At 44.4% G+C, this 20,062-nt stretch carries 18 protein-coding genes; 1 reads left to right on the top strand and 17 read right to left on the bottom strand.

Annotated features, from left to right (window positions below; all coding sequences use genetic code 11):
* Window positions 1–20: 20 nt before the first annotated feature.
* From GC096_RS01540 to GC096_RS01480, 13 genes are all read right to left on the bottom strand, one after another.
* Window positions 21–2,234 carry an AraC family transcriptional regulator gene (locus GC096_RS01540; RefSeq protein WP_171628550.1) on the bottom strand — a complete coding sequence of 738 codons (2,214 nt, stop codon included), beginning with the start codon at window positions 2,232–2,234 and terminating at the stop codon, window positions 21–23.
* 95 nt (window positions 2,235–2,329) lie between these two features.
* Window positions 2,330–3,499, bottom strand: coding sequence for a mandelate racemase/muconate lactonizing enzyme family protein (locus GC096_RS01535; protein ID WP_171628549.1), 1,170 nt, complete (start codon window positions 3,497–3,499; stop codon window positions 2,330–2,332).
* A complete protein-coding gene (locus GC096_RS01530; RefSeq protein ID WP_171628548.1) occupies window positions 3,496–4,407 on the bottom strand; it encodes a dihydrodipicolinate synthase family protein in 912 nt (303 codons plus the stop codon). The genes GC096_RS01535 and GC096_RS01530 overlap by 4 nt, the downstream gene beginning before the upstream one ends.
* A gap of 33 nt (window positions 4,408–4,440) precedes the next feature.
* Window positions 4,441–5,907, bottom strand: a complete 1,467-nt coding sequence (locus GC096_RS01525; RefSeq protein WP_171628547.1) for an aldehyde dehydrogenase family protein — start codon at window positions 5,905–5,907, stop codon at window positions 4,441–4,443.
* 41 nt (window positions 5,908–5,948) lie between these two features.
* Window positions 5,949–7,466, bottom strand: a complete 1,518-nt coding sequence (locus GC096_RS01520) for an extracellular solute-binding protein (protein WP_171628546.1) — start codon at window positions 7,464–7,466, stop codon at window positions 5,949–5,951.
* Window positions 7,467–7,525: 59 nt separating this feature from the next.
* Window positions 7,526–8,407, bottom strand: a complete 882-nt coding sequence (locus tag GC096_RS01515; RefSeq protein ID WP_171628545.1) for a carbohydrate ABC transporter permease — start codon at window positions 8,405–8,407, stop codon at window positions 7,526–7,528.
* A gap of 16 nt (window positions 8,408–8,423) precedes the next feature.
* Window positions 8,424–9,359: an ABC transporter permease gene (locus tag GC096_RS01510; protein ID WP_171628717.1), complete on the bottom strand. Its 936-nt coding sequence runs from the start codon at window positions 9,357–9,359 to the stop codon at window positions 8,424–8,426.
* A gap of 300 nt (window positions 9,360–9,659) precedes the next feature.
* The gene (locus GC096_RS01505; RefSeq protein ID WP_171628544.1) at window positions 9,660–10,127 is read right to left on the bottom strand and encodes a NanQ anomerase/TabA/YiaL family protein; all 468 of its coding nucleotides are present in this window, start codon (window positions 10,125–10,127) and stop codon (window positions 9,660–9,662) included.
* 56 nt (window positions 10,128–10,183) lie between these two features.
* A complete protein-coding gene (locus GC096_RS01500; RefSeq protein ID WP_216626001.1) occupies window positions 10,184–10,957 on the bottom strand; it encodes a sulfite exporter TauE/SafE family protein in 774 nt (257 codons plus the stop codon).
* A 12-nt stretch (window positions 10,958–10,969) separates the two neighbouring features.
* Window positions 10,970–11,872, bottom strand: coding sequence for a nitrilase-related carbon-nitrogen hydrolase (locus GC096_RS01495; protein ID WP_171628543.1), 903 nt, complete (start codon window positions 11,870–11,872; stop codon window positions 10,970–10,972).
* Window position 11,873: 1 nt separating this feature from the next.
* Window positions 11,874–12,653 (bottom strand): amino acid ABC transporter ATP-binding protein, encoded by a 780-nt coding sequence (locus tag GC096_RS01490; RefSeq protein WP_171628542.1) that lies wholly within the window; start codon window positions 12,651–12,653, stop codon window positions 11,874–11,876.
* A 12-nt stretch (window positions 12,654–12,665) separates the two neighbouring features.
* Window positions 12,666–13,316 carry an amino acid ABC transporter permease gene (locus tag GC096_RS01485; RefSeq protein ID WP_171628541.1) on the bottom strand — a complete coding sequence of 217 codons (651 nt, stop codon included), beginning with the start codon at window positions 13,314–13,316 and terminating at the stop codon, window positions 12,666–12,668.
* Between the two features lie 30 nt (window positions 13,317–13,346).
* Window positions 13,347–14,225 (bottom strand): substrate-binding periplasmic protein, encoded by an 879-nt coding sequence (locus GC096_RS01480; RefSeq protein ID WP_171628540.1) that lies wholly within the window; start codon window positions 14,223–14,225, stop codon window positions 13,347–13,349.
* A 273-nt stretch (window positions 14,226–14,498) separates the two neighbouring features.
* Between GC096_RS01480 and GC096_RS01475 the strand changes: the two genes are divergently transcribed.
* Window positions 14,499–16,088: a PucR family transcriptional regulator gene (locus GC096_RS01475; protein WP_171628539.1), complete on the top strand. Its 1,590-nt coding sequence runs from the start codon at window positions 14,499–14,501 to the stop codon at window positions 16,086–16,088.
* On the opposite strand, the gene GC096_RS01470 is transcribed toward GC096_RS01475, so the two are convergent.
* The 4 genes from GC096_RS01470 to GC096_RS01455 form a co-directional block, all read right to left on the bottom strand.
* Window positions 16,083–16,697 (bottom strand): fumarylacetoacetate hydrolase family protein, encoded by a 615-nt coding sequence (locus GC096_RS01470; protein ID WP_171628538.1) that lies wholly within the window; start codon window positions 16,695–16,697, stop codon window positions 16,083–16,085. The genes GC096_RS01475 and GC096_RS01470 overlap by 6 nt on opposite strands.
* Before the next feature lie 21 nt (window positions 16,698–16,718).
* Window positions 16,719–17,483, bottom strand: coding sequence for a Rossmann-fold NAD(P)-binding domain-containing protein (locus GC096_RS01465; RefSeq protein ID WP_171628537.1), 765 nt, complete (start codon window positions 17,481–17,483; stop codon window positions 16,719–16,721).
* Window positions 17,484–17,537: 54 nt separating this feature from the next.
* Window positions 17,538–18,461, bottom strand: a complete 924-nt coding sequence (locus GC096_RS01460) for an FTR1 family iron permease (protein WP_171628536.1) — start codon at window positions 18,459–18,461, stop codon at window positions 17,538–17,540.
* A gap of 90 nt (window positions 18,462–18,551) precedes the next feature.
* Window positions 18,552–20,042 carry a copper amine oxidase N-terminal domain-containing protein gene (locus tag GC096_RS01455; protein ID WP_171628535.1) on the bottom strand — a complete coding sequence of 497 codons (1,491 nt, stop codon included), beginning with the start codon at window positions 20,040–20,042 and terminating at the stop codon, window positions 18,552–18,554.
* Window positions 20,043–20,062 lie beyond the last annotated feature (20 nt).

Genomic DNA, 20,062 nt, shown 5'->3' with positions numbered 1-20,062 from the left:
GAATGGTTAACATGGTTAACTTAGGTGTCCCGATATTGTCCAGGTGTCATGCCTGTCAGCTTTCGAAAAGTCCGGATAAAACCTGTAGAATTGGCATAATTAAGCCGCTCCGCAATTTCCGAAATCTTCATATCTGTCTCTTTCAACCATTTCTTCGCCATGTTAACCCGATAGTTGGTTAAATAATCAATAAAAGTAACACCCATCTCTTTCTTAAAAACACGACTGACATAAACAGGATGATATTTGAGCTGCGCGGCACACGATTCAAGTGTAATATCCTGCTCGAATCCTTCATGAATCATTGTAAGCATTTGATGCGCGAGGTTGATATATTGCGAATCTGCCCGTCCTTTGAAGAAAGCGAGTGCAGGCGGAAGCAAATCCGTCTTAAACCAAGATGTAATATCTTGTACCGTGTTCAACTTCATAAAAGAATGGAGCACGGATTTCGTATCAATTAAGCCTTCCAATTTACCGCCTTGTTGCTGGACTAGGCCATGAATCTCAGTAATCAGTTCAATCATTACGAATTGAAAATCGTTAAACCGGATCTCTCTTTCCATGATCAACGCAACGTATTTATCAAAATGTTCAAACGTAGATGTGGAATCACCTGATTTTAATGCGTTTACGAAATAATCTTCCAAATAATTCAGCGATGCTGCCAGATGTTTGCTGTTCTCATGAACCGTTTCAATATCATCATAATGAATGATGATATCACTTCCCAGACGAATCCTTCGCTTCAGCGCTTCCAAAGCCTCTGCATGCGCATTCATGGCATCCGTGTATCGGGAAAATACACGACTAATACCGATGCTGACTTTCAGCTGAAGCAGCTCGTGAACCTTATCTTTAATTTCCTCGGCCGCCTGGTGAAAACTCACTTGCAGTTCCTGCAGATCTTCGACATCCCCAGTTAGCAGGGATACCTGAGACTGATCCAGCAATAACGACCCAAGTAAACGATTAGCTGGCAAAAGCTCACTGACGATGTTATGGATAGCAAATAACAGCAATTCCTTATCGCTTTCCATGTATCTCGTATCCTGAAGGGAATCGATCTGCAGCGCAATCACACCCATGGGCTTTCCTTTTTCCGCAAAGCCGTAGGTTTCACACTTGAATGCAAATTCGCTCTCCGTCACCTGACCCATGAACAGTTTCAACAGGAAGAACTCTTTCATCTGTCCTGTTTGACCTTGAAGCTGCTGCTGAAACTGCTTCCGTGTCCGGAATAACGCATTAAATCTATCCTCGATATAAGCAAATTCATCTTTCCTGCGAGACTCAGTCGTTTCGCCGCCGTATTGCTCCATCGTCTGAAATAAACGTCGGATCGGAGAATACATCCGTCTGCTCACGTAGAATGCGGCAGATGCAATCACAAGGAAGACGATCAAGCAGACATTAATTGTAACGAGAGCAATCTTCTTCGATTCCATCGTCACTTGATCAATGGAAACAACAGAAGCATAGATCCAACTATTGGATGATACTCTGTAATTCACAGCCGTTTTTTTGCCTTCATAATAGCCATTAGTATCTGTCACTGTTTTCAAAGGCTGCAAAATCGAATCAGAAATGTAATCTGCTCCCGCGTTACTTAAGAATGGGATGTGCTCGCGGTTCAGTACATAGATGTCTCCCAACTGCTTCGTTTGGGCTAACCCTTTTTCCAGTTCCGTCTTCGACATTTCTATGATCAGTAATGCCTTCGGAGCTGCCGACGGAGCAATCATTGGGAGCTTTACAATCATACGAATCCCATATTCGTCAGCTAACCAGAATAAATTTTTGGGATTCTTTGCGTAATCTTGAAAAAGCTTTTTATCGGAATAATCCGCCGTACGGGTGAAGCCTAAATTGCTGATCATCCAGTCCTTTTCCAGGTTAATGAGGTGGGTGTCAGCTACGCCCGATAAAGAGTGCAAATTATATAAACCCTTGGCAAGGCTTGTAATCGTTTGGAAATCATCCTGTGTCAACGCATTGTAGAGGTTGTCTGTTACAAGCGGTGAATTTAAATATTGCACGGCACCCATTTCTACATTTTTCAATACTTGCTCAATTCTCATCTGGTTCTGCAGCAAAATTTGGGAATTGCTTTCTTTAACCTTTTTCTCTATATCCTGGGAGGAAATATGATAAGAAATCATTCCGATTGTCGTGACTGGAATGGCAACCAGCAACATAGCGAATAGGATCATGCGATATAAATAGGTGGGCAATGTTATTCCTCACTTCTGTTTACTTTCGTTTCAATGACCCTTATTATACCAAAACCAGCCGTCCGGTGTTACTGTGCGGACGGCTGCTTGCATGATTACTTCTTGGTTTGCGAGGTACGATCCTGAAGTTGATGAACAGATACGTTCCCCCAGCTTAGATCGTCTACGCGGTATTTGTTGATTTGATCCCAGTCCAGCTCCATACCTAGACCAGGTAATTCGCGGCCTGGAACAAGCAGATAGCCATTCTCGTATTGAACTGGATTTTTAACAATATCACCAATATACAATTCAGGTCCTGTCGGATCTGACGTGTAGTTCAAATTCACAAGCGAGCTTCCCAGATGTGCCATAGCCGCTGTGCCTACCGACAGCTCCTGAGTTGTGCCGATCAAGCACGATTTGCCAGCGACTTCCGCCGCAGCAGCCGCTTTCCTAGCAGCGGTAATTCCACCGATAAATATAGGCGAAATATTAAAAATATCGATAGAATCATGCTTAATCATTTCGGATTGCTGACGGAAGCTCCATACATGCTCGCTTACTGGGTATTCCGTGTTCATTCGGTAATGATGAAGTCCCTCGAAATCATTCTGAACCGCTGGACTCTCTACCATCTGGAAATCGTATTGTGACAAGCGCTTCGTGGCCTTCAACGCCGATTTCCAGTCCAGCAAATGGCTGAAGTCCAGCGATTTAATCGTCACTTTCGATCCGAATTCCTTTTTCACGCCATCCAGAAATGCTTCATCGGCATCCAGGTTTTTGCCAACATAAAGTCGGAATGTATCAAAGCCTTTACTCAGTCTCTCGCGTACAATCGCCAGATTTTCTTCTACCTCATCCATAAAGCGATGTCTGAAGATCGGATAGCAGACTTTAATTTTCTCCTTGATTCTGCCGCCAATAAATTCAGCTACGGAAATGCCCAGCGATTTCGCACAAAGATCGTGTAAGGCCGCATCAATCCCGTTACGGATAAAGTTACCCTTTTCATAATAAAACATCGTTTCTGGAAAATTGCTGAGCAGCTCCTTATTTAGTAGAGAAATATCAAATGGGCTCTGGCCTAATAGGATGGACTTGAGCACCACGGCCATGTCCTGAATATCTAATGAATAATGAGGAAGATGAGAGAAGTCCGACATTTCACCAATACCTGTTAATCCGTTATCCGCATCAATCTCCACGATGACATGCTTGCAGACAAACCCTGTATTACGTGGCATTGCGATAACCGTAAGTCTAAGATCTGAAATTTTCATGTTGTTAGCAGCCCCCATGCGTTTAGTAAGTTCGTTACTTCCTTCTTATCCGCTTCATTCAAAGGATCTACAGGTTCGCGCGTAACACCTGCACGAAGTCCCAATTGTTCCATCGCTTCCTTCACAGCGACCACATTGTTACCGGCATTATATTTGGCACGCAGGTTCTCAAAAGGCAGAACATCTTCCCACAGCTTCCATACGGTAGGCCAGTCTTGATCGCGCAATGCTTGCAGCATCCCCTGTGAAATACCGGGATTTACATTGATTAAGCCCGATGTAAATCCCCTTGCGCCTGCATTGTAGAAGTAAGGTGCCCACTTCTCAGCTGTCCCGCAGATCCAGGCGATGTTGAACGCTGCGCTGATCTTGCGCACCGTTTCGGTAAAACGCGGAAGATCGTTGATCGCATACTTCACGCCCACGCATTTATCCAGCGGTGCTAGACTAAACAAGATATCGTCCGAAACATGAGCATCTTTCAAATAAAGGATAGACGGAATATCCAAGCTTTCAATCACATTACGATAATAGGACACCGCACCTGGCGTTGTGATGTAGGGATGTAGGGGCTGATGAATCATAACGCAATCCGCCCCCACCTGCTGAGCATGCTTACCAAGCTCTACCGCGGTTTCAACCGAATATCCGATACCAGCCATAACAATGGCACGATGATTTACGATTTCTACGACCCGTTTGGTGACTTCCTTGGCCTCTTCCAGCGTTAACGCATAGAATTCGCCCGTGTTTCCGCACGGCACAATCACTTCAGTACCATTCGCCAGCAAGAACTCAATATTCGCTTCCAGTCCTTCCCAATCAATGCGGCGCGTCTCTTCATCAAAAGGTGTAATATTGATAGCTGAAATCGTTTCCAGCCTTTTACTGAATGCAGCATAATTCATCTGAGTTCTCTTCCTTTCGTTTCGTTCCCACGACTATGGTGTAATCACGACGGTTTTGACCTGTGTGAAAAATTCGATTGCTGCGCGTCCCTGTTCACGAGAATAGGAGCTGGATAGCTTCATCCCACCGAAAGGAGCCTGCGGTTCCACACCAGCGGTTTCACCGTTCACCTTAATCAGGCCTGCCTCAATACGATTCACAAAGTGATGAACATGCTTTTGATTTTGTGTGAAAATGGCAGCAGCCAATCCGTAACGAACACTATTTGCCATATCGATTGCTTGATCAATATGATCAACCTCATTAATCACTAAAACAGGACCGAAAATCTCCTCTTGTGCGAGCGTGGATTGCGGGTCGACATGATCCAGAATCGTAGGCTCAATATAGTAGCCTTTGGCAAACTCGCCATCCATCTTCGCTTTCCCTCCAGCAAGGACTTGGGCTCCTTCTTGAATACCGATTTGGATAAATTCAAGAATCGAATCGTATTGACGTTTGGACACAACGGGTCCAAGATAACAGTCATTTTCCTGCGGATTAGACAGTTTAATCTGGTTCGCGCGTTCGATCAATAAGGAGGTCAATTGTTCCTTTACAGACTTCTCGACGATAACACGGCTAGTTGCCGTACACTTCTGGCCAGCAGATCGCATGGCAGCGCTAATGATGACATCAGCCGCTTTCTCCAGATCGGCGTCCGCAAGCACAATGGTCGCGTTCTTCCCGCCCATCTCCAATTGATATTTCGCATGACGGGACGATGCGGCTTGCGAAACTTGCTTGCCGACAGCATCTGAGCCCGTGAATGAGATTCCCGTCACATCAGGATGATCTAGAATTCGTTGTCCGACAACGGAGCCTGAGCCGCTAACAAGCTGGATTACGCCTTGCGGGAAGCCGCTCTCTTCCAAGAGCTGCATGAGCTTAGATGCCGTAATGGTAGAATGTTCTGCAGGCTTCCATACAACGGTGTTTCCGAATATTAAGGCTGGTGCCATCTTCCATACGGGAATGGCAACAGGAAAATTCCAAGGTGTGATCAGACCTACGACGCCAAGCGGTACACGCGTCGTGTATAAGTGGGATACTCCGTCTGTGGACGGCAATACTTCACCAATGCTGCGTAGTCCCTCACCTGCGTAATACCGGAACAGTACGACAGCGCGATTGACTTCACCTCTTGCCTCGCCGATCGGTTTCCCCATCTCAGCTGTAAGAAGTTGTGCCAATTCCTCGAGATGATCCTCAATCTTCTGTGCGGCCTTAAACAAATAGGCAGCTCTTTGTGTACCTGACAAGCTAGACCAAGTTGGAAGCGCTCGCTTAGCACTAACAACGGCTAAGTCAACGTCTTCCTTGCTCAATTGGAGGCTTCGTCCTACTAACAACTCCGTATTTAGCGGACTGTAATGATCCTTAGAAGGGCGGCTGCCGGGTTCTACCCAGCAGCCATTGATATAAGCGGTTTTTTCGATGACATCTACATTTGTAAGCATGTACTCACTCCGTCTCTCAGACTCTATATTTATGAATCACTCTATTTTTTCTGCTTCGCGTATTCTGCCGTGTACTCAGCAATAACCTTCTCGCCGCCTGCTTTCATCCATTTATCGAGTTCAGCCTGCCAGCCAGCATCGTCGATTTTACCCATAATGTATTTGGTTTGGGCATCACGAATCATGTTATCGAGCTCAACGCCTTTTTCAGCATACGTCTTCGAATTAAATGTCTGGGCCACATTCGGAACGACGCTTTTCAGATTATCCTGAGCGATCTTCGAACCTTTTGCTTGCAGCTCGTTTTGCTTTAACGGAAGTCCTTTTCCAGCTGTTTCAAATGACGGCAAGCTATCACGGTACGGTTTAACCTCAAGGTTGAACAGTGTCAAATCTTTAATTTGACCCTTGCCATCCTCTGTTTTGGTAAAGTGTTTGCCTTCAACCCCTCTTGTCAGCAGCGTTGACATTTCAGCATCTAGCAGCTTATCGAAGAAGCCTAATAGGCGCTTCAATTCCGCTTCCGTCTTCACGCTTGATTTAGGGAATAGGAAGAAACCGTTGTTTCCAGACTCAGCCGGAACTTTAAGTCCTGATGGCCCTTCAAAGGGCACGACATCCACAACTGCGCTTGGCGTTGATTTCGAAACATTATCAAAAGAAAGTGCTGCAGCTGTTGCTACCGTGTTAACACGGATACCGACTTTACCCGCATTCCATTTGTTATCGGAATCTGCCGTTTGCACGATGGAGAAATCCTGATTAATTAATTTCTCAGTATACAAACGTTTCAATAACTTCAAGGAGTCCATGTATGGCTTCGTCATAAATTCAGCTACGACTTTACCATTTTCAACCCCCCATTTATTAGGTGCTCCATTCGGAACCGATAGACGAGTTAAAAAGCTGCTGCTAAGCACTGGATCGTTATAGTTTTTATCCAAGAAGAAGCCGTACGTATCCGCTTGACCATTCTTATCAGGATCTTTTTCTGCCACTGTTTTCGCCATGTTGTACCAATCGTCTAGTGTAACCGGAGGCTTTAAGCCGAGCCCACTAAACCAGTCTTTACGATAAATGATGCCTGCACGTCCAATGTCTCGGTATAACGGCAGCCCATACAGCTTGCCATCTACTTTAATGTTGTCGTAATACATCGGACTAAGCTCCGATAAATTTTTGTAATCCTTCAATAAGGGGCCAATTTCCCAGAACAAACCGGACTGGATGGCATTTAGGGTCGAAGCGTTAGCTTTCACTTTAAAAGCCTTCGGCATTTCGCTAGAAGCAATCATGATGTTCTTTTTGTCTTCAAAAGCAGCATCTGGAATCCATTGAATATCAATTTTGGCATTCGTATATTTCTCTATCGCCAGCTCGATATCGCTGCCCTTTTTAGGCGCTTCCCCTACCTGCGGCGTAGCAATGGTTACCTCTAATGGTGTGTTATCCACCGTTTTTTCTTCTGTCTTCGGATCTTTGCTATTTCCACAACCTGCAAGTGTACCTGTTGTCAACGCGATGGAGCAAAGTAAAGCCATATACCTTTTTTTCATCATTCTTACCCCTCCATGATTATGAATAATATGGTACATATGCAAAGATGAACCCTTATAGGTTATCCCTTTACCGAACCTAATAAAACGCCTTTCGCGAAATGCTTCTGTAAGAATGGATAGACGAGAACTATCGGTATTGTCGCGACGACAATCGAAGCCATCCGAATCGTTTGAGGCAAATAATCCGTCGGATCGGACTGTGAGGTCGAATCGCCAATTTTATCTTGAGACATGAGCACAATTTGCCTAAGCACAACCTGTACGGGCCATTTCTCAGAATCGTTGATATAAATGATGGCATGGAAGAACGTATTCCAATGTCCCACCGCGTAAAACAGTCCGAAAGTCGCCATAGCTGGCATGGACAAGGGCAGCACGATTCTGAATAAAGTCCCGATATCGTTGCAGCCGTCAATTCTCGCAGCATCTTCCAATCCATCTGGAATTTGCTGAAAAAAGTTTTTCAGAACGATCAAGTTAAAGGCACTAATGGCTGTTGGAATCATAAGAGACCAATACGAATTAATTAGACCAACCGATTTGACGACGAAGTAGGTGGGAATCATACCGCCACTGAAAAGCATCGTAATGAGGATTAATAGCATAAAGGTTTTACGCCCACGCAACGTGGCCCGAGCTAATGGATACGCTGTAAACGAAGTGAGTATGAGATTGATCAATGTTCCTAAAACGGTTACATAAATCGATACTCCGATGCTTCTAATCATGGTGTCTGTTGAAAAAATGTATTTATACGCGCTAAACGTAAATTTGGTAGGTATCAAGAGCAAACCCCCTTTAACTACCTCCGAAGGGGCTGCAAAAGATACCGAAACAATATAGACAAACGGTATAATCGTAATCAAAGAAACAAGAGTTAGTAAGGCATAGTTAACCCAATCAAATATTCTATTGCTTAATGTATTGTCATTCGTTGGCATTCGATATTTACACCTCCTAGTAAACGCCTTCTTCGCCAAACTTCTTCGCTAGCTTGTTCGCACCGAGGACAAGTATCAGCCCCACTAACGATTTGAACAATCCAACTGCAGCACTATAACTATATTGCGCCTGTGTCAAACCCTTCATATACACATAGGTATCGAACACTTCGCCCACTTCACGGTTCATCGAGTTCAACATAAGGAAGATATGTTCAAAGCCTGTATCCAGGAAACTTCCTAATCGTAGAATAAACAGAATTACAATCGTACTGCGGATCGCAGGTATCGTAATATGCCAGAGTTGACGCCAGCGACCAGCCCCATCCATCCGAGCAGCCTCATACAATTGCAAGTCGACCCCAGACAAAGCAGCTAAGAAGATAATCGTCCCCCAACCAGCCTCTTTCCATATCGATTGCGCAATAATCATGGGTCTAAACCATTCTTCACTTAGCATAAATGGGATTTTCTCAAACCCGAATTGTGCCAGCAATTCATTAACGACGCCACCCTCTGTCGTAAATAACACATAAAATATACCTACAGCAACTACCCACGAAATGAAATGTGGCAAATAGAGCAATGTTTGGACGATTCGTTTGAACATCTCTCTTCGCGCTTCATTAATCATAAGAGCTAATAGAATCGGAAGCGGAAAAAAGAAGACTAAATTATAGATGGCTAACAACAAAGTATTTCGAAATAGTGACCAGAATTGGGGCTCCATAAAGAATCGTTCAAAATGTTTAAAGCCAACCCATGGACTGTTTATAAATCCGGTAAAAGGCTTGTAGTCCTGAAACGCCATGACCAGACCAAGCATCGGAACATATTTGAATATGACAAAATATAAGATCCCGGGAAACAAAAGTAGATACATCCATCGATCTCTTAAGAGATCCCGCACTAGCTGTGATCGTTTAAATGAGCTTAATCGAGCTCTTTGCATTCGTGCTTCCAAGGGTTGCGGCACTCGACTTCCTCCTGACTGGTATGTGTTTGGCTTCCCTCGTATCATAAGTTATGAAATGAATATCAGGCTATCGTACTCATTTAACTTCTTTTACTCGACCTTGAAAACCCTTACATGACAGGCGTTTAGCGGATGAGTAACCCTTAAGTAATCATTCTTTGCAGTAATCGTAATGATTTAGCTATTAGCTTCATTCCGTTGTATCGCACAAAAAACCCAGTAAATTAACTATCTAATTTACTGGGCTTCATTATGAACTTTTTCGGTACTATAGCATTAATTAGGGACTATCACCTTCAACAAGGCCTTTCTGACAAAGTCGGACTTAGTCCCCTTGCACCAAGGTCTATGAATATCTGATGGCATAAAGATGGCGAACTGCCCTGGACACAGCGTCAACTCCATCTCATTTTCCGCAGCATCGAAAAAGGTATGATCGTCAATGGCTGGACTCACCTCAACCGGTTGATTCTTCTCGCTATCCCGTGCGAATCCAATGGTCTCTGATCCGGCAAGGATATAGTGAATATCCATATATCGTTGATGTCGCTCTGGCAGTGCCTCTGAGAAGGGGATCGTTGCTGTCGTTTTCACGACCAGATAGGTACCGTCTTCTCCCACAGGATATACCCCATCCTCGATTTCATCGAATGTGCAGGTAGACAGGTAGTCCAAATGCTGCGCAAGCCGCTCAGCGTATAACCATTTATCCTCTGACCACTTGTGGAAATCTCCTAATATCAAGTATGGTTCCTCCTTGCCAATATGACCGTTTCAACCGAGTGAAGTCCTCACACATCCTATGTTTTCACTAGCATCAATAACGATCCTGCTATCGGTGTCATGATCATCGCCGAGCGAAGCAGCAGCTTCGGAGCTCTCTTCGTAAACTTAGCCCCAATATAAGAGCCGATCATCGTCCCTGCAACGACTTGAGCGAGCAATACAAAGTCCAAGAATCCCGCTTGGAAAAATCCAATCGACCCGAACAAAGCGATCGGTAGAATAACGACCATTGTCGTCCCCACCGCTTGTCGGAGTGGAAACCCGAATAGAATGAGCAAAGCCAGCTGGATGAATGGTGTCGATCCAATCCCAAAGACTCCAGAGAGTGATCCCGTTACTATACCCGTAACCGCCGCTAACATCCAGAACTTCACCTTTTTTAACTCGTCGGATTCCTCAGCAAGCACCCGCTCCTTCGAGGAAAACACCTTGCTTGTCCGAAGCCAAATAAGAAGCCCAGAGACGAACAACATACCACTGGTCAGCCAAATGAGCTGATCGGCTGCAATCATGCGAGCCACGAAGGTTCCAGCATACGCACCACCCGCTCCGAAAGCCCCAATAATGAGGCCTGAGCGAAGCCTAGCATTCCCTTCTCGGAAATGACTGATTGAACCCGATAAGGTTGTAAATACCATCGCTGCAATCGAAGTACCCAGCGCCGTATGAACAGGGACATGGAACACGGCTAGAAGAATCCCAATAATAAAACCTGAGCCCCCCGTCCCGGCAAAGCCTAAGATCATTCCCATAAGAAGCATGGTTGCTAGAATGTCCACATTCGCCATCTACTTTCTCATTCAGGTTGTTTGAAAGGCATATTGTTGATAGAAAGAAGGCCGCATATCGGTACGATTCCGATTATGTCCATTTTCTCGAATGTATTTCAAGTAATCCAGATTAATATCTCCGACGACAACCATCTCCACATTCGCTTCGCCTTGGCTGACAATCGCATTTGGCGTACCAATCATCGGTTGAATCGGTGAATAGATGCCGCTCTTACCCGTGAATGTAAATCCGTAAGGAATATGCGTTGGAAACGGAATCGATCCGATCATGTGACTATTCACAACGTAGACCTGATTCTCCGAAGCTCTTGCCTGAGCGAATAGAATATTGCGGCTTTGCCCCCATTCATCGAGACAACAAGTCGGCGCGAGGATAATATCAGCCCCCATTTGACTAAGGATACGCGCTACTTCGGGGAAGGAGTTATCATAGCAGATGGAGATGCCATAGGTCACACCATTTATTTCGAAAACATCCAGCTTATCGCCAGGCGTGGTCAATTCTTTGTTATACACCATTTCATAGGAAGGATGGATCTTATTCTGTTCAAAAACAGCACCACTAGCCGTGAAGACATACGCTGTATTGTAATAGCATTTACGATCCGGCTGATAGGCGAAATGCGTCCCCGCAGCGAGTGTGATTTGATACTCTTTGGCCAAATTGGCACATAATTGCTTGATCGCTGCTGTGTATTCCTTGCCAAACCACTCGAAAATTTTCGTGACATCCTCCGTACTCTTGATGTCAAAATGGTGCAGCGTGAGCAGCTCAATCGCGAAAAACTCAGGCAATAAGAGCAGCTCCGCCCCTTGTGCTACGGCTGATTCAACATGCCAACGAACATGATCCTCAAAGTCTTTCATTGATCTTAGCTTTTTGGCCCGAAACTGGCTGCTGGCAATCTTCATCTTAGTTAACTCCTCTCAGTTCGACCTCATGGGTGATCTTGCGCATGAATTGATTCATCCTTGCATTTTTCATATGAAAGACTTCATCTGGTTTCCCGCTCATCGTAATTTGACCATCCTCCATAAAAAGAACGCGATCCGATACGTTGCGAGCAAAATTCATCTCATGTGTCACGACGACCATCGTCATGCCCTCTTTCGCAAGTTTGACCATGATATCGAGCACTTCATGGACTAATTCAGGGTCAAGTGCGGACGTCGGCTCGTCGAACAAAATAACCTTCGGTTCCATGGCCAAAGCTCTTGCTATCGCCACACGCTGTTGTTGACCACCCGATAAATTAGTTGGATACTCATTAATTTTCTCTTGTAAGCCAACCTTCTCAAGCAACTTAATCGCTTTGGCCTCTGCTTCTTTACGCGGAACCTTTTTCACAATACGCGGTCCCTCGGTTACGTTATCCAGTACGGTTTTATTCGGCCATAGATTAAATTGCTGAAAGACCATGCTGACCTCCGATCGAAGCCAGGTCAATTTCATGTACGATTGCAGTGTTAAGCGGCCGCGAGCGTTCGTCTTATATTCGGCTTTGCGCGTATCCACGTAAATCTCCCCAGAGGTCGGTACCTCTAGCAGGTTCATACAGCGTAGCAATGTGCTTTTCCCCGCACCGCTCGGTCCAATAATCGAGACAACCTCACCCTCGCGAATTTCGAGATTGATTTGATCTAGTACCTTTTTCTCATGAAATTGTTTATTTAGTCCACGAATATGAATCATATCTCATGCCTCCTACCTTTTCGCAATACGCAGCTTCTTTTCGATGAAGAATTGCAGCAACATGATCGAGCTGGTCATGGTTAAGTAGATAACGCCTGCCACACCCAGCGTCTCGATGACACTGTATGTACTGTTATAAGCTCGTTGTGCGCCAAGCATTAAATCCGGCACGGTAACAATGGATACGATGGCTGACTCTTTCAGCATAATGACACAGTTATTAATATAAGGCGGCGTTAGCAGTCTAATTGCTTGCGGAATGGTGATGCGAATCATCTTCTGAAAAGGGTTCATCCCAATTGAATCCGCCGCCTCCAATTGACCTCGATCCACGGACATGATGCCTGCTCGAATGATCTCCGACTTGAAGGAAGCGGAATTGATCGACATGGCCGCAAGTCCCGCGATAAACGCGGGAAGCTTTAGACCGAATGGTGTGGCATAATACAACCAGAACAGCGTAAGCATTAACGGGGTTCCTCGAAATACCCATACATAAACGAAAGCAATGCCGCGAACTACACTGATACTGGAAAGCCTCATAAGAGCAATAAAGTAGCCAAGTATTGTTGCGCACAAGATGGCTAGTATGGAGATTCTGAAAGTCGTCAGCGCCCCCTCAAGGTAGAGGGGCATATAATTGGATACAATTTCCCAGTCCATGCCAATCACTCATTTTCTGTTTATTTTAGGTTACTTCGGAAGCGGTGCTCCTACCCATTTGGTAGCGAGTTTATCAATCGTTCCGTCCTTCATTTTCTCGTCTATCAGACTATCAATGATTGCTTTTAATTCCGGTTCATCTTTACGCATACCCACACCCATATTTTTCACTGCCGCTACTTTACCAACTAATTTAAGTGGTTTATCACTCTTATCATTCTTGATGTAATCATTCGCTGCAATATTACCAACTGCGTAAAGATCGATTCGACCTGCTTTCAAGTCTGTGAAGGCTTCCGCATTCCCTGGGTATTCCTTCAGCTCTTTGAAGCCTCCGAATTCCTTAATAACGGTATGTGTCGCTGAACCGCCAATCACGCCTGTAATCAGACCGCTCAGCTTTGTTACGTCCTCTACTTTGGTCGTATCCTTCAACGTTACAGCTACCGTGCCGTCTTTGCCATAAGGAATGGAGAAATCAATACTCTTCTTTCTCTCATCCGTTTCCGAAAGAGCCGACATCACGAGATCAAATTTCCCTGCTACGAGACCTGGGATTAAGCCTGAGATGTTTCCTGGCACGAACTCAACCTTAACGCCAAGTTTCTCTGCAATCATTGTACCGATGTCGATATCTAGTCCTGTGATCTGGCTTTGTTCATTCATGAAGGTCATTGGACGGAAGTTTCCGCTTGTTCCAATCACGAGCTTGCCGTTCTTTTTAATTTGCTGAACTGTTGCTGATGTTGCAGGCACACTTGATGCAGCCATGGCTGGAGTTGTAGATGCTACTGACTGGTCAGCAGGCTTAGCCGTTGTACCTGTCGTCGTTGCCTTACTTCCACAAGCGGTAACTAACAAAAGCGATGCAATAACCAAGCCCTTGCTCATCCATTTACCATGTTTCATTTTCCCCAGCTCCCCGTAATGTATATTGTCTTTATATGTTAGATTATATATCACAAAAATCCGATTTACATTAGAGTTGCTTCACAAATCTATCCTGATCCCATTGTGAACATTTCACAAAGATTCTGCGTTCATACTGGTAGTATTCAACGATTCATTCTACTTTCCCTCCATATACGAAAGATTTTTTTAGTGATTTCTACTAAATCAGTGCTTTCCTCCACCTTCATTTTATGTTAGGTTTATTAACATATAAATTGAGGAGGTTAGGCCATGAATGGCATCAGTGTGAATGAATTAATTGCTCATAAACCTTTCTTATTTGGAGATGATCCTATCATAAGTGGCGCCAACGGCTTAAACCGTCGCATTACCAATGTTAATGTGATGGAAGTACCGGATGTTTTCAACTGGGTAAGGCATGGCGATCTCCTCCTCACCACCGCATACTCTATTAAAGATAACCCCAATGCTCAGAATGAGCTGATCCCCAAACTTGCTGCAACAGGAATAGCCGCTATAGGTATCAAAACCAAGCGGTATCTCGAAACCGTTCCAGAAGAAATGGTTACTCTTTCCAATGAATATGGGCTGCCCATCTTGGAGCTGGCCTATCAAATCGGTTATTCCCAGACCATTTCGGAAGTGCTTGAGGAAATTCTCAACCAGAAAACGAATTGGCTCATGGAACAGCATCATAAGATACAGTTGCTTACCAGTACGCTAATTATGGGCGAGAACAGCAAAACCTTTATTGAGACGTTTTCCAAAAGCACAGGTTTGCAAGCTGCCTTGATTACCTATGAATCTGATATGTATGCCACTGATCCAGCGTTCAAGAAGGAATGGCCTGATGCTAGGCACCTTCGGCCCGTTGCGCCGCATTCATCTACCACAGCACTGCCTTCCTATTGGCTGGACGATGACACAACCACAATTTATTTGCCGATTGAGAAAAATAACGAAACGATGGCTTACTTTGTCTGTTGGGGGTGTAAGGACGGGGAATGGGAGCCGTTGCAGTTCCTGCTACAGCATACGGTTAACTTACTGACACTGCACCTTAGCAAACAGCATTCGCTGCGCAGTTTAGAGGATAATCAGAAAGATCTTTTTCTCAAAACCTGGATCTTAGGTGAAATTACCGATCCACAGGCCATAGCGCTGCAGGCGGCCTCATGCGGACTTCAGCTGCAAACTAGCTACAATGTTTGTCTAACCTCACCGCTCCCACCTTTTTCATCACGAGAACTCATGAATGTGAAAGCTTACTGTATTCTTCAAGGCATCGTCTTACTTTCTATGGGGAATGAATGGGTTTTTCTTATTCCAAAGCCGCTGGCTAACCAGAAGAATGCCTACCTCAAGCTCCAATCCGAGCTCCATAAATGCTTGAAACAATCCAGTATTCGCCTCGGCATCAGCAGTACGAAGGGATTATCCGATATACACGAGGGATACAAAGAAACCGTAACGGCGCTAGAACTCTGGGACTTCATTCAGCCCCATGAAACGCTATGTTACTACGACCAACTCGGTATGTACTCGATTGTTCATGTACTTTCTGATCAAGAATCCATCAAAAAACAGCTATTTCAGTATATTCAGCCCCTATACACATTCGATAAAGAGAATAACGCCAAGCTCGTTGATACGTTAATTACTTACTTGCAATTCGGAGGAAACATTAAGGAAACCGCAAAGGCTTCTTTCTGCCATTACAACTCCATTGTCTATCGACTAGAAAAAGTTCAAACCTTATTAGGGGTTGATTTGAAAGACCCTGATATTCGTTTCCAATTGCAAATGGCTGTCAAAGTGTTCGCTTTTTCCACAAAAAAAGGAACTATGATGGGCTCATAGTTCCTTTTGAATCGTAAAGTGATGATTGCCTAGCTGCGGACTCTTCATCTCAACGACATCGCCAATCTGACAAGTCATTGGATTCGACGGTGTCCCTGTTAAGATGATATCCCCCTTACATAAGGTTGTCATGCGTGAAATATGCGAGATCAACCAGTTCGAAGAGAATAGCAGGTTCACTGTGTTATCTTTTTGAATAAGATTGCCGTTCACCCACATTTCGAGATCAACCTGATGTGGATCAGCAAGGGAAACCATCTGACCAATCGGGGTCATCTGATCAAACATCTTGAATCTTCCCGTATCAAAATGCGCACTCGCGGTAATGTCATTGGCAATGGCATAGCCTGCGACAATGGACGCCACATCCTCTTCCGCAATATTTCTGGCTTCTTGACCGATAATGACCGCCATTTCCACCTCACAGATGAACTCCGTAAGCTGCGGTGGCAAATAAATATCGGTCTCTACGGTTAAGCTCTGCGGAGACTTGATAAAGAGAAAGGGATCCTCCTCATGGGTGATCCCTTTTTGAGCGCGAAAAGCTTTGAAGTTCGGTCCCACACCAATGATTTTACGTGTTTCTTTCAAGTACGCTTGGATATTCATGAGAAGCTCCCCTTTATTTCTTTAATCCGTTAAATCCCGAAGTCGATTATTTTTCTGCTGTACCGTTCTCATTAGATCAACATTAACGTCCTTATCCTCAGCGAAGCTGATGAGTGCGTTAACATCTTTCGGCAGGCATTTGCCGCCATAACCGCGATTATCCTCATAGACAAATGTATGACTTCGCCCGATTCGAGGGTCCTCGAGCCATACCTCACGCAATTCATTGTAGTCAATGCCGTGAGCGCCAGCGATATCATAAAACTCATTGCAAAATGACACCTTCAGCGCCAGGAAGCAATTCTCCATGTACTTCGCCATTTCCGCTGTACGGGCATCTGTTAATCGTATTCTCACTTCCGCGTTATACACCTGCTGATACGCACGAACCACAAGGCTAGCATCGGCAGATGCGCCGCCCAGTGTAAGCCACGTACGGTGACGCAAGTCCGCGAAGTGGTGATCCACGGTTTCCCCGTAATATTCGGGCTGGAAAACGATTCTCTTCCCAGTGCGTTCCTTCATCTCATCCGTGAAGCCAACTGGTACAGTAGAACGAATAACAATCACTTCAGATGCCAGCCATACAATAACTTCTTCCACAATAGATGTATCGCATTTACCATTCGGAAGCGAGGGCGTCGGAACACAAACGAACACCATGTCACAAACGTTCACCTCATCTTGGCTGCCCATCTGTAGAGGTCCATCATATATAACAGCCTTGGGAAACAAGGCGTGAATCGCTTTGCCTACATGGCCATATCCAACAATGCCTATTTTCATCGTTATCCTCGCTCCTCATGTTGAAAATCAATTAATAGTCGTTTCCCCTATGTATTACGCGGCCACTTTATCTTCTTGGAGCTGTTGCTGTTCCTGACGCTTCTTCTGAACAGCTAGAAGAATGAATACTAAGAAGTAATATCCCCAGTAACCAACGAACTCTTCCAGTGAAGGATTCTGCGTATAACCAAGGAAAGCTTTAAAGAAAATACCGACTTGGCCGTTAATAAGCGGTTCTTTTCCATAATCACGCAGATATTGTACGCCGTCAATAGGATGTTCTGGCATAAAGGCTGTAATATTGTAAATTTCACCAATCTGGTGACCAGCTGTTCGATATAGGCTGCCTATAATTCCTAAATCCTGCATAATCCCAATCGCCTGAACAAACAGTCCAGCCGAAATCATCATGAGGAAGACAGCGGTTATCCGGAAGAACGTACTCAAACGAATCTTCTTGGTCCCTTTGAAGAAGAGAAGTCCCACCACTGCGGCTAGCACCAGACCGAATAAAGCCCCCCAGCTTTCAAGCGCTTTCTGAATGTCGCCACCCGTAATAGCAGCGAAGAAGAAGACCGTCTCCACACCTTCGCGCACAACAACCAAGAAGGAATGAACAATCATATTAATAGCGCCGCCAATGGTCAATATATGAGCAACCTTGCTCTGAACCTTGCCTTGCATCTCACTGCTTTGCTTGCCCATGAACATAATCATATGTGTCAATAAACCAGACGAAACAAGCATAATCCCGATCTTCAAATAATTCTGACTACCCATACTTGCAAAACCAGTTAATAAAACCTGGAAGGCAAGAGCCAAGCCGTAACTGACAACTATGGCAAAAAACACGCCAACCCATACCCATTTATGCCAATGGATCGCATCAATACGAGTCAAATAAGTAAGGATGACACCTACAATGAGAATGGCTTCCAGTGCTTCACGAAACGTAATGAGAAATGCCTGTAAATCCATGATCTGCCTCCTGTTCTCTTTCCTTGCATCTGAACATTGAAAAACACTTGTGCTTATACAGCACAAGTGTCTCCCTTCCGAACGAGATGATTAACGAAGAATGATGATCTCACCATTTTGATAGAATACGCCATAACTGAACAACTCAGCTACTGCACGCAATGGGATGAATGAACTGCCGTTTTGAAGAACAACCGGCTGATCCAATTTAACTTTCTCGTTTACTTTACCATTCTCAACAACTTGATCGGAACCAGCTTTGATTTCTGTTTTCTTGCCATCTTTCGTGATCACGATCGTTTGCGTTGCTTCAACCCATTCAACTTGGGCATTAATCGCTTGAGCAATAACTCGAACCGGCACTAACGTACGGCCGCTTTCTTGATTAACGAACGGAGCATTCTCAGCTGTGAAAGCAGCGCCATTTACTTTATAGCCTTTGTCGTTCACTTTTAAGCTGGAACCATCTTTATCAACGAGGAATTTTACGATGTCAAAAATAGCTGCGTTCGTAGCGGCTGCATCGGATTTATCAACAGCTTCATTTAATTTCGTAGCTGCAACACTTGCAGCTGCAAATTTCTCTTTACCTAAGAACACTTCTTGGCTAGCAAGGAACATCGTACCTTCAGCAACATATCCACGTGCACCTTGTAGGTCCCCAGCTTCTTGTTTAACTAGAATTTGGTTAAGGTATTCGGATACTTTACCGATCATTGTACGTTGCAGGGCATCGCCGATTTCAGCTTGTTTGATTTTGCTAGCATCGCCTGAAGCGAAGGCATTCTTCACGAAATCAGCATCAGCAGGGCTTCCACCTTTGAGGTATGTGTAAACAGGCATGAAAAGGAAGTAACCTTCTGTGATTGCTTTAGATTGGTCAGCTGCAGCAGCCAATCCAACATTTTCAGCATATGTATATGTTGCAAGCGCGTAGTTTTTGATCAATGTTTTGTCAAGAATTTGACGGTGGAAGTTAAAGTCATTCACGTTGTTGTCTTTGATATCTTTTTGAATTAGCTCAATGGTTGCTTTCAAAAGTGGTACCATGTTCAAGTTATACTTCGTATCACGTTTTACAACGTTAGCTTGTAGAGCACCTTCATAAATTTGAACAACTTTATCGAAAGCAGCTGTCGCTCCAGCGATGTCGCCTTTCGTCAATGCAGGACGCACTTGGTTACTCATCAAATCACGAAGTGCGAAGAAGTAATACCATTGCAAACCTTTATCGATTGCTTCTTTCGCTGGACCTACTGGCAAGTCACCTTTAATCGCAGCATCCAAAATAAGCAAGATGTTAGCATCCATTTTAGGATCATCTGCTTTGATGTTGACATCCAGACGTTTAACATCAGTTTGGAATTTATCTACATATAATTTCTTAATATCAGCAAGAACGGCTTTATCGGTTTTATCTGTGAAAAGTGCTTTAATATCTGTGAAAGATTTAAGGCTAGCTGAGATCGTTTGATCTTCTTTGATTTGGAATTTCGTTTCTGCAAAAGCAACGGATGAAACAGTAACAACGCTAGATAGAGCGATTGAAGCACTTAATACGACAGATAGAAATTTACGCATAATAATTTTCTCCTCTATTC

The organism is Paenibacillus plantarum (assembly GCF_013141695.1).
Classification (GTDB): Bacteria; Bacillota; Bacilli; order Paenibacillales; family NBRC-103111; genus Paenibacillus_E; species Paenibacillus_E plantarum.
Note: the sequence above shows the minus strand (reverse complement) of the source record. Positions and strands in the feature narration are given on the sequence as shown.

Excerpts from the sequence above, each read along its gene's own strand:
- GC096_RS01535 (WP_171628549.1), bottom strand. The coding sequence starts at position 3,499 with ATGAAAATTTCAGATCTTAGACTTACGGTTATCGCAATGCCACGTAAT.
- GC096_RS01530 (WP_171628548.1), bottom strand. The coding sequence starts at position 4,407 with ATGAATTATGCTGCATTCAGTAAAAGGCTGGAAACGATTTCAGCTATC.
- GC096_RS01525 (WP_171628547.1), bottom strand. The coding sequence starts at position 5,907 with ATGCTTACAAATGTAGATGTCATCGAAAAAACCGCTTATATCAATGGC.
- GC096_RS01520 (WP_171628546.1), bottom strand. The coding sequence starts at position 7,466 with ATGATGAAAAAAAGGTATATGGCTTTACTTTGCTCCATCGCGTTGACA.
- GC096_RS01515 (WP_171628545.1), bottom strand. The coding sequence starts at position 8,407 with ATGCCAACGAATGACAATACATTAAGCAATAGAATATTTGATTGGGTT.
- GC096_RS01510 (WP_171628717.1), bottom strand. The coding sequence starts at position 9,359 with ATGCAAAGAGCTCGATTAAGCTCATTTAAACGATCACAGCTAGTGCGG.
- GC096_RS01500 (WP_216626001.1), bottom strand. The coding sequence starts at position 10,957 with ATGGCGAATGTGGACATTCTAGCAACCATGCTTCTTATGGGAATGATC.
- GC096_RS01495 (WP_171628543.1), bottom strand. The coding sequence starts at position 11,872 with ATGAAGATTGCCAGCAGCCAGTTTCGGGCCAAAAAGCTAAGATCAATG.
- GC096_RS01490 (WP_171628542.1), bottom strand. The coding sequence starts at position 12,653 with ATGATTCATATTCGTGGACTAAATAAACAATTTCATGAGAAAAAGGTA.
- GC096_RS01485 (WP_171628541.1), bottom strand. The coding sequence starts at position 13,316 with ATGGACTGGGAAATTGTATCCAATTATATGCCCCTCTACCTTGAGGGG.
- GC096_RS01480 (WP_171628540.1), bottom strand. The coding sequence starts at position 14,225 with ATGAAACATGGTAAATGGATGAGCAAGGGCTTGGTTATTGCATCGCTT.
- GC096_RS01475 (WP_171628539.1), top strand. The coding sequence starts at position 14,499 with ATGAATGGCATCAGTGTGAATGAATTAATTGCTCATAAACCTTTCTTA.
- GC096_RS01470 (WP_171628538.1), bottom strand. The coding sequence starts at position 16,697 with ATGAATATCCAAGCGTACTTGAAAGAAACACGTAAAATCATTGGTGTG.
- GC096_RS01465 (WP_171628537.1), bottom strand. The coding sequence starts at position 17,483 with ATGAAAATAGGCATTGTTGGATATGGCCATGTAGGCAAAGCGATTCAC.
- GC096_RS01460 (WP_171628536.1), bottom strand. The coding sequence starts at position 18,461 with ATGGATTTACAGGCATTTCTCATTACGTTTCGTGAAGCACTGGAAGCC.
- GC096_RS01455 (WP_171628535.1), bottom strand. The coding sequence starts at position 20,042 with ATGCGTAAATTTCTATCTGTCGTATTAAGTGCTTCAATCGCTCTATCT.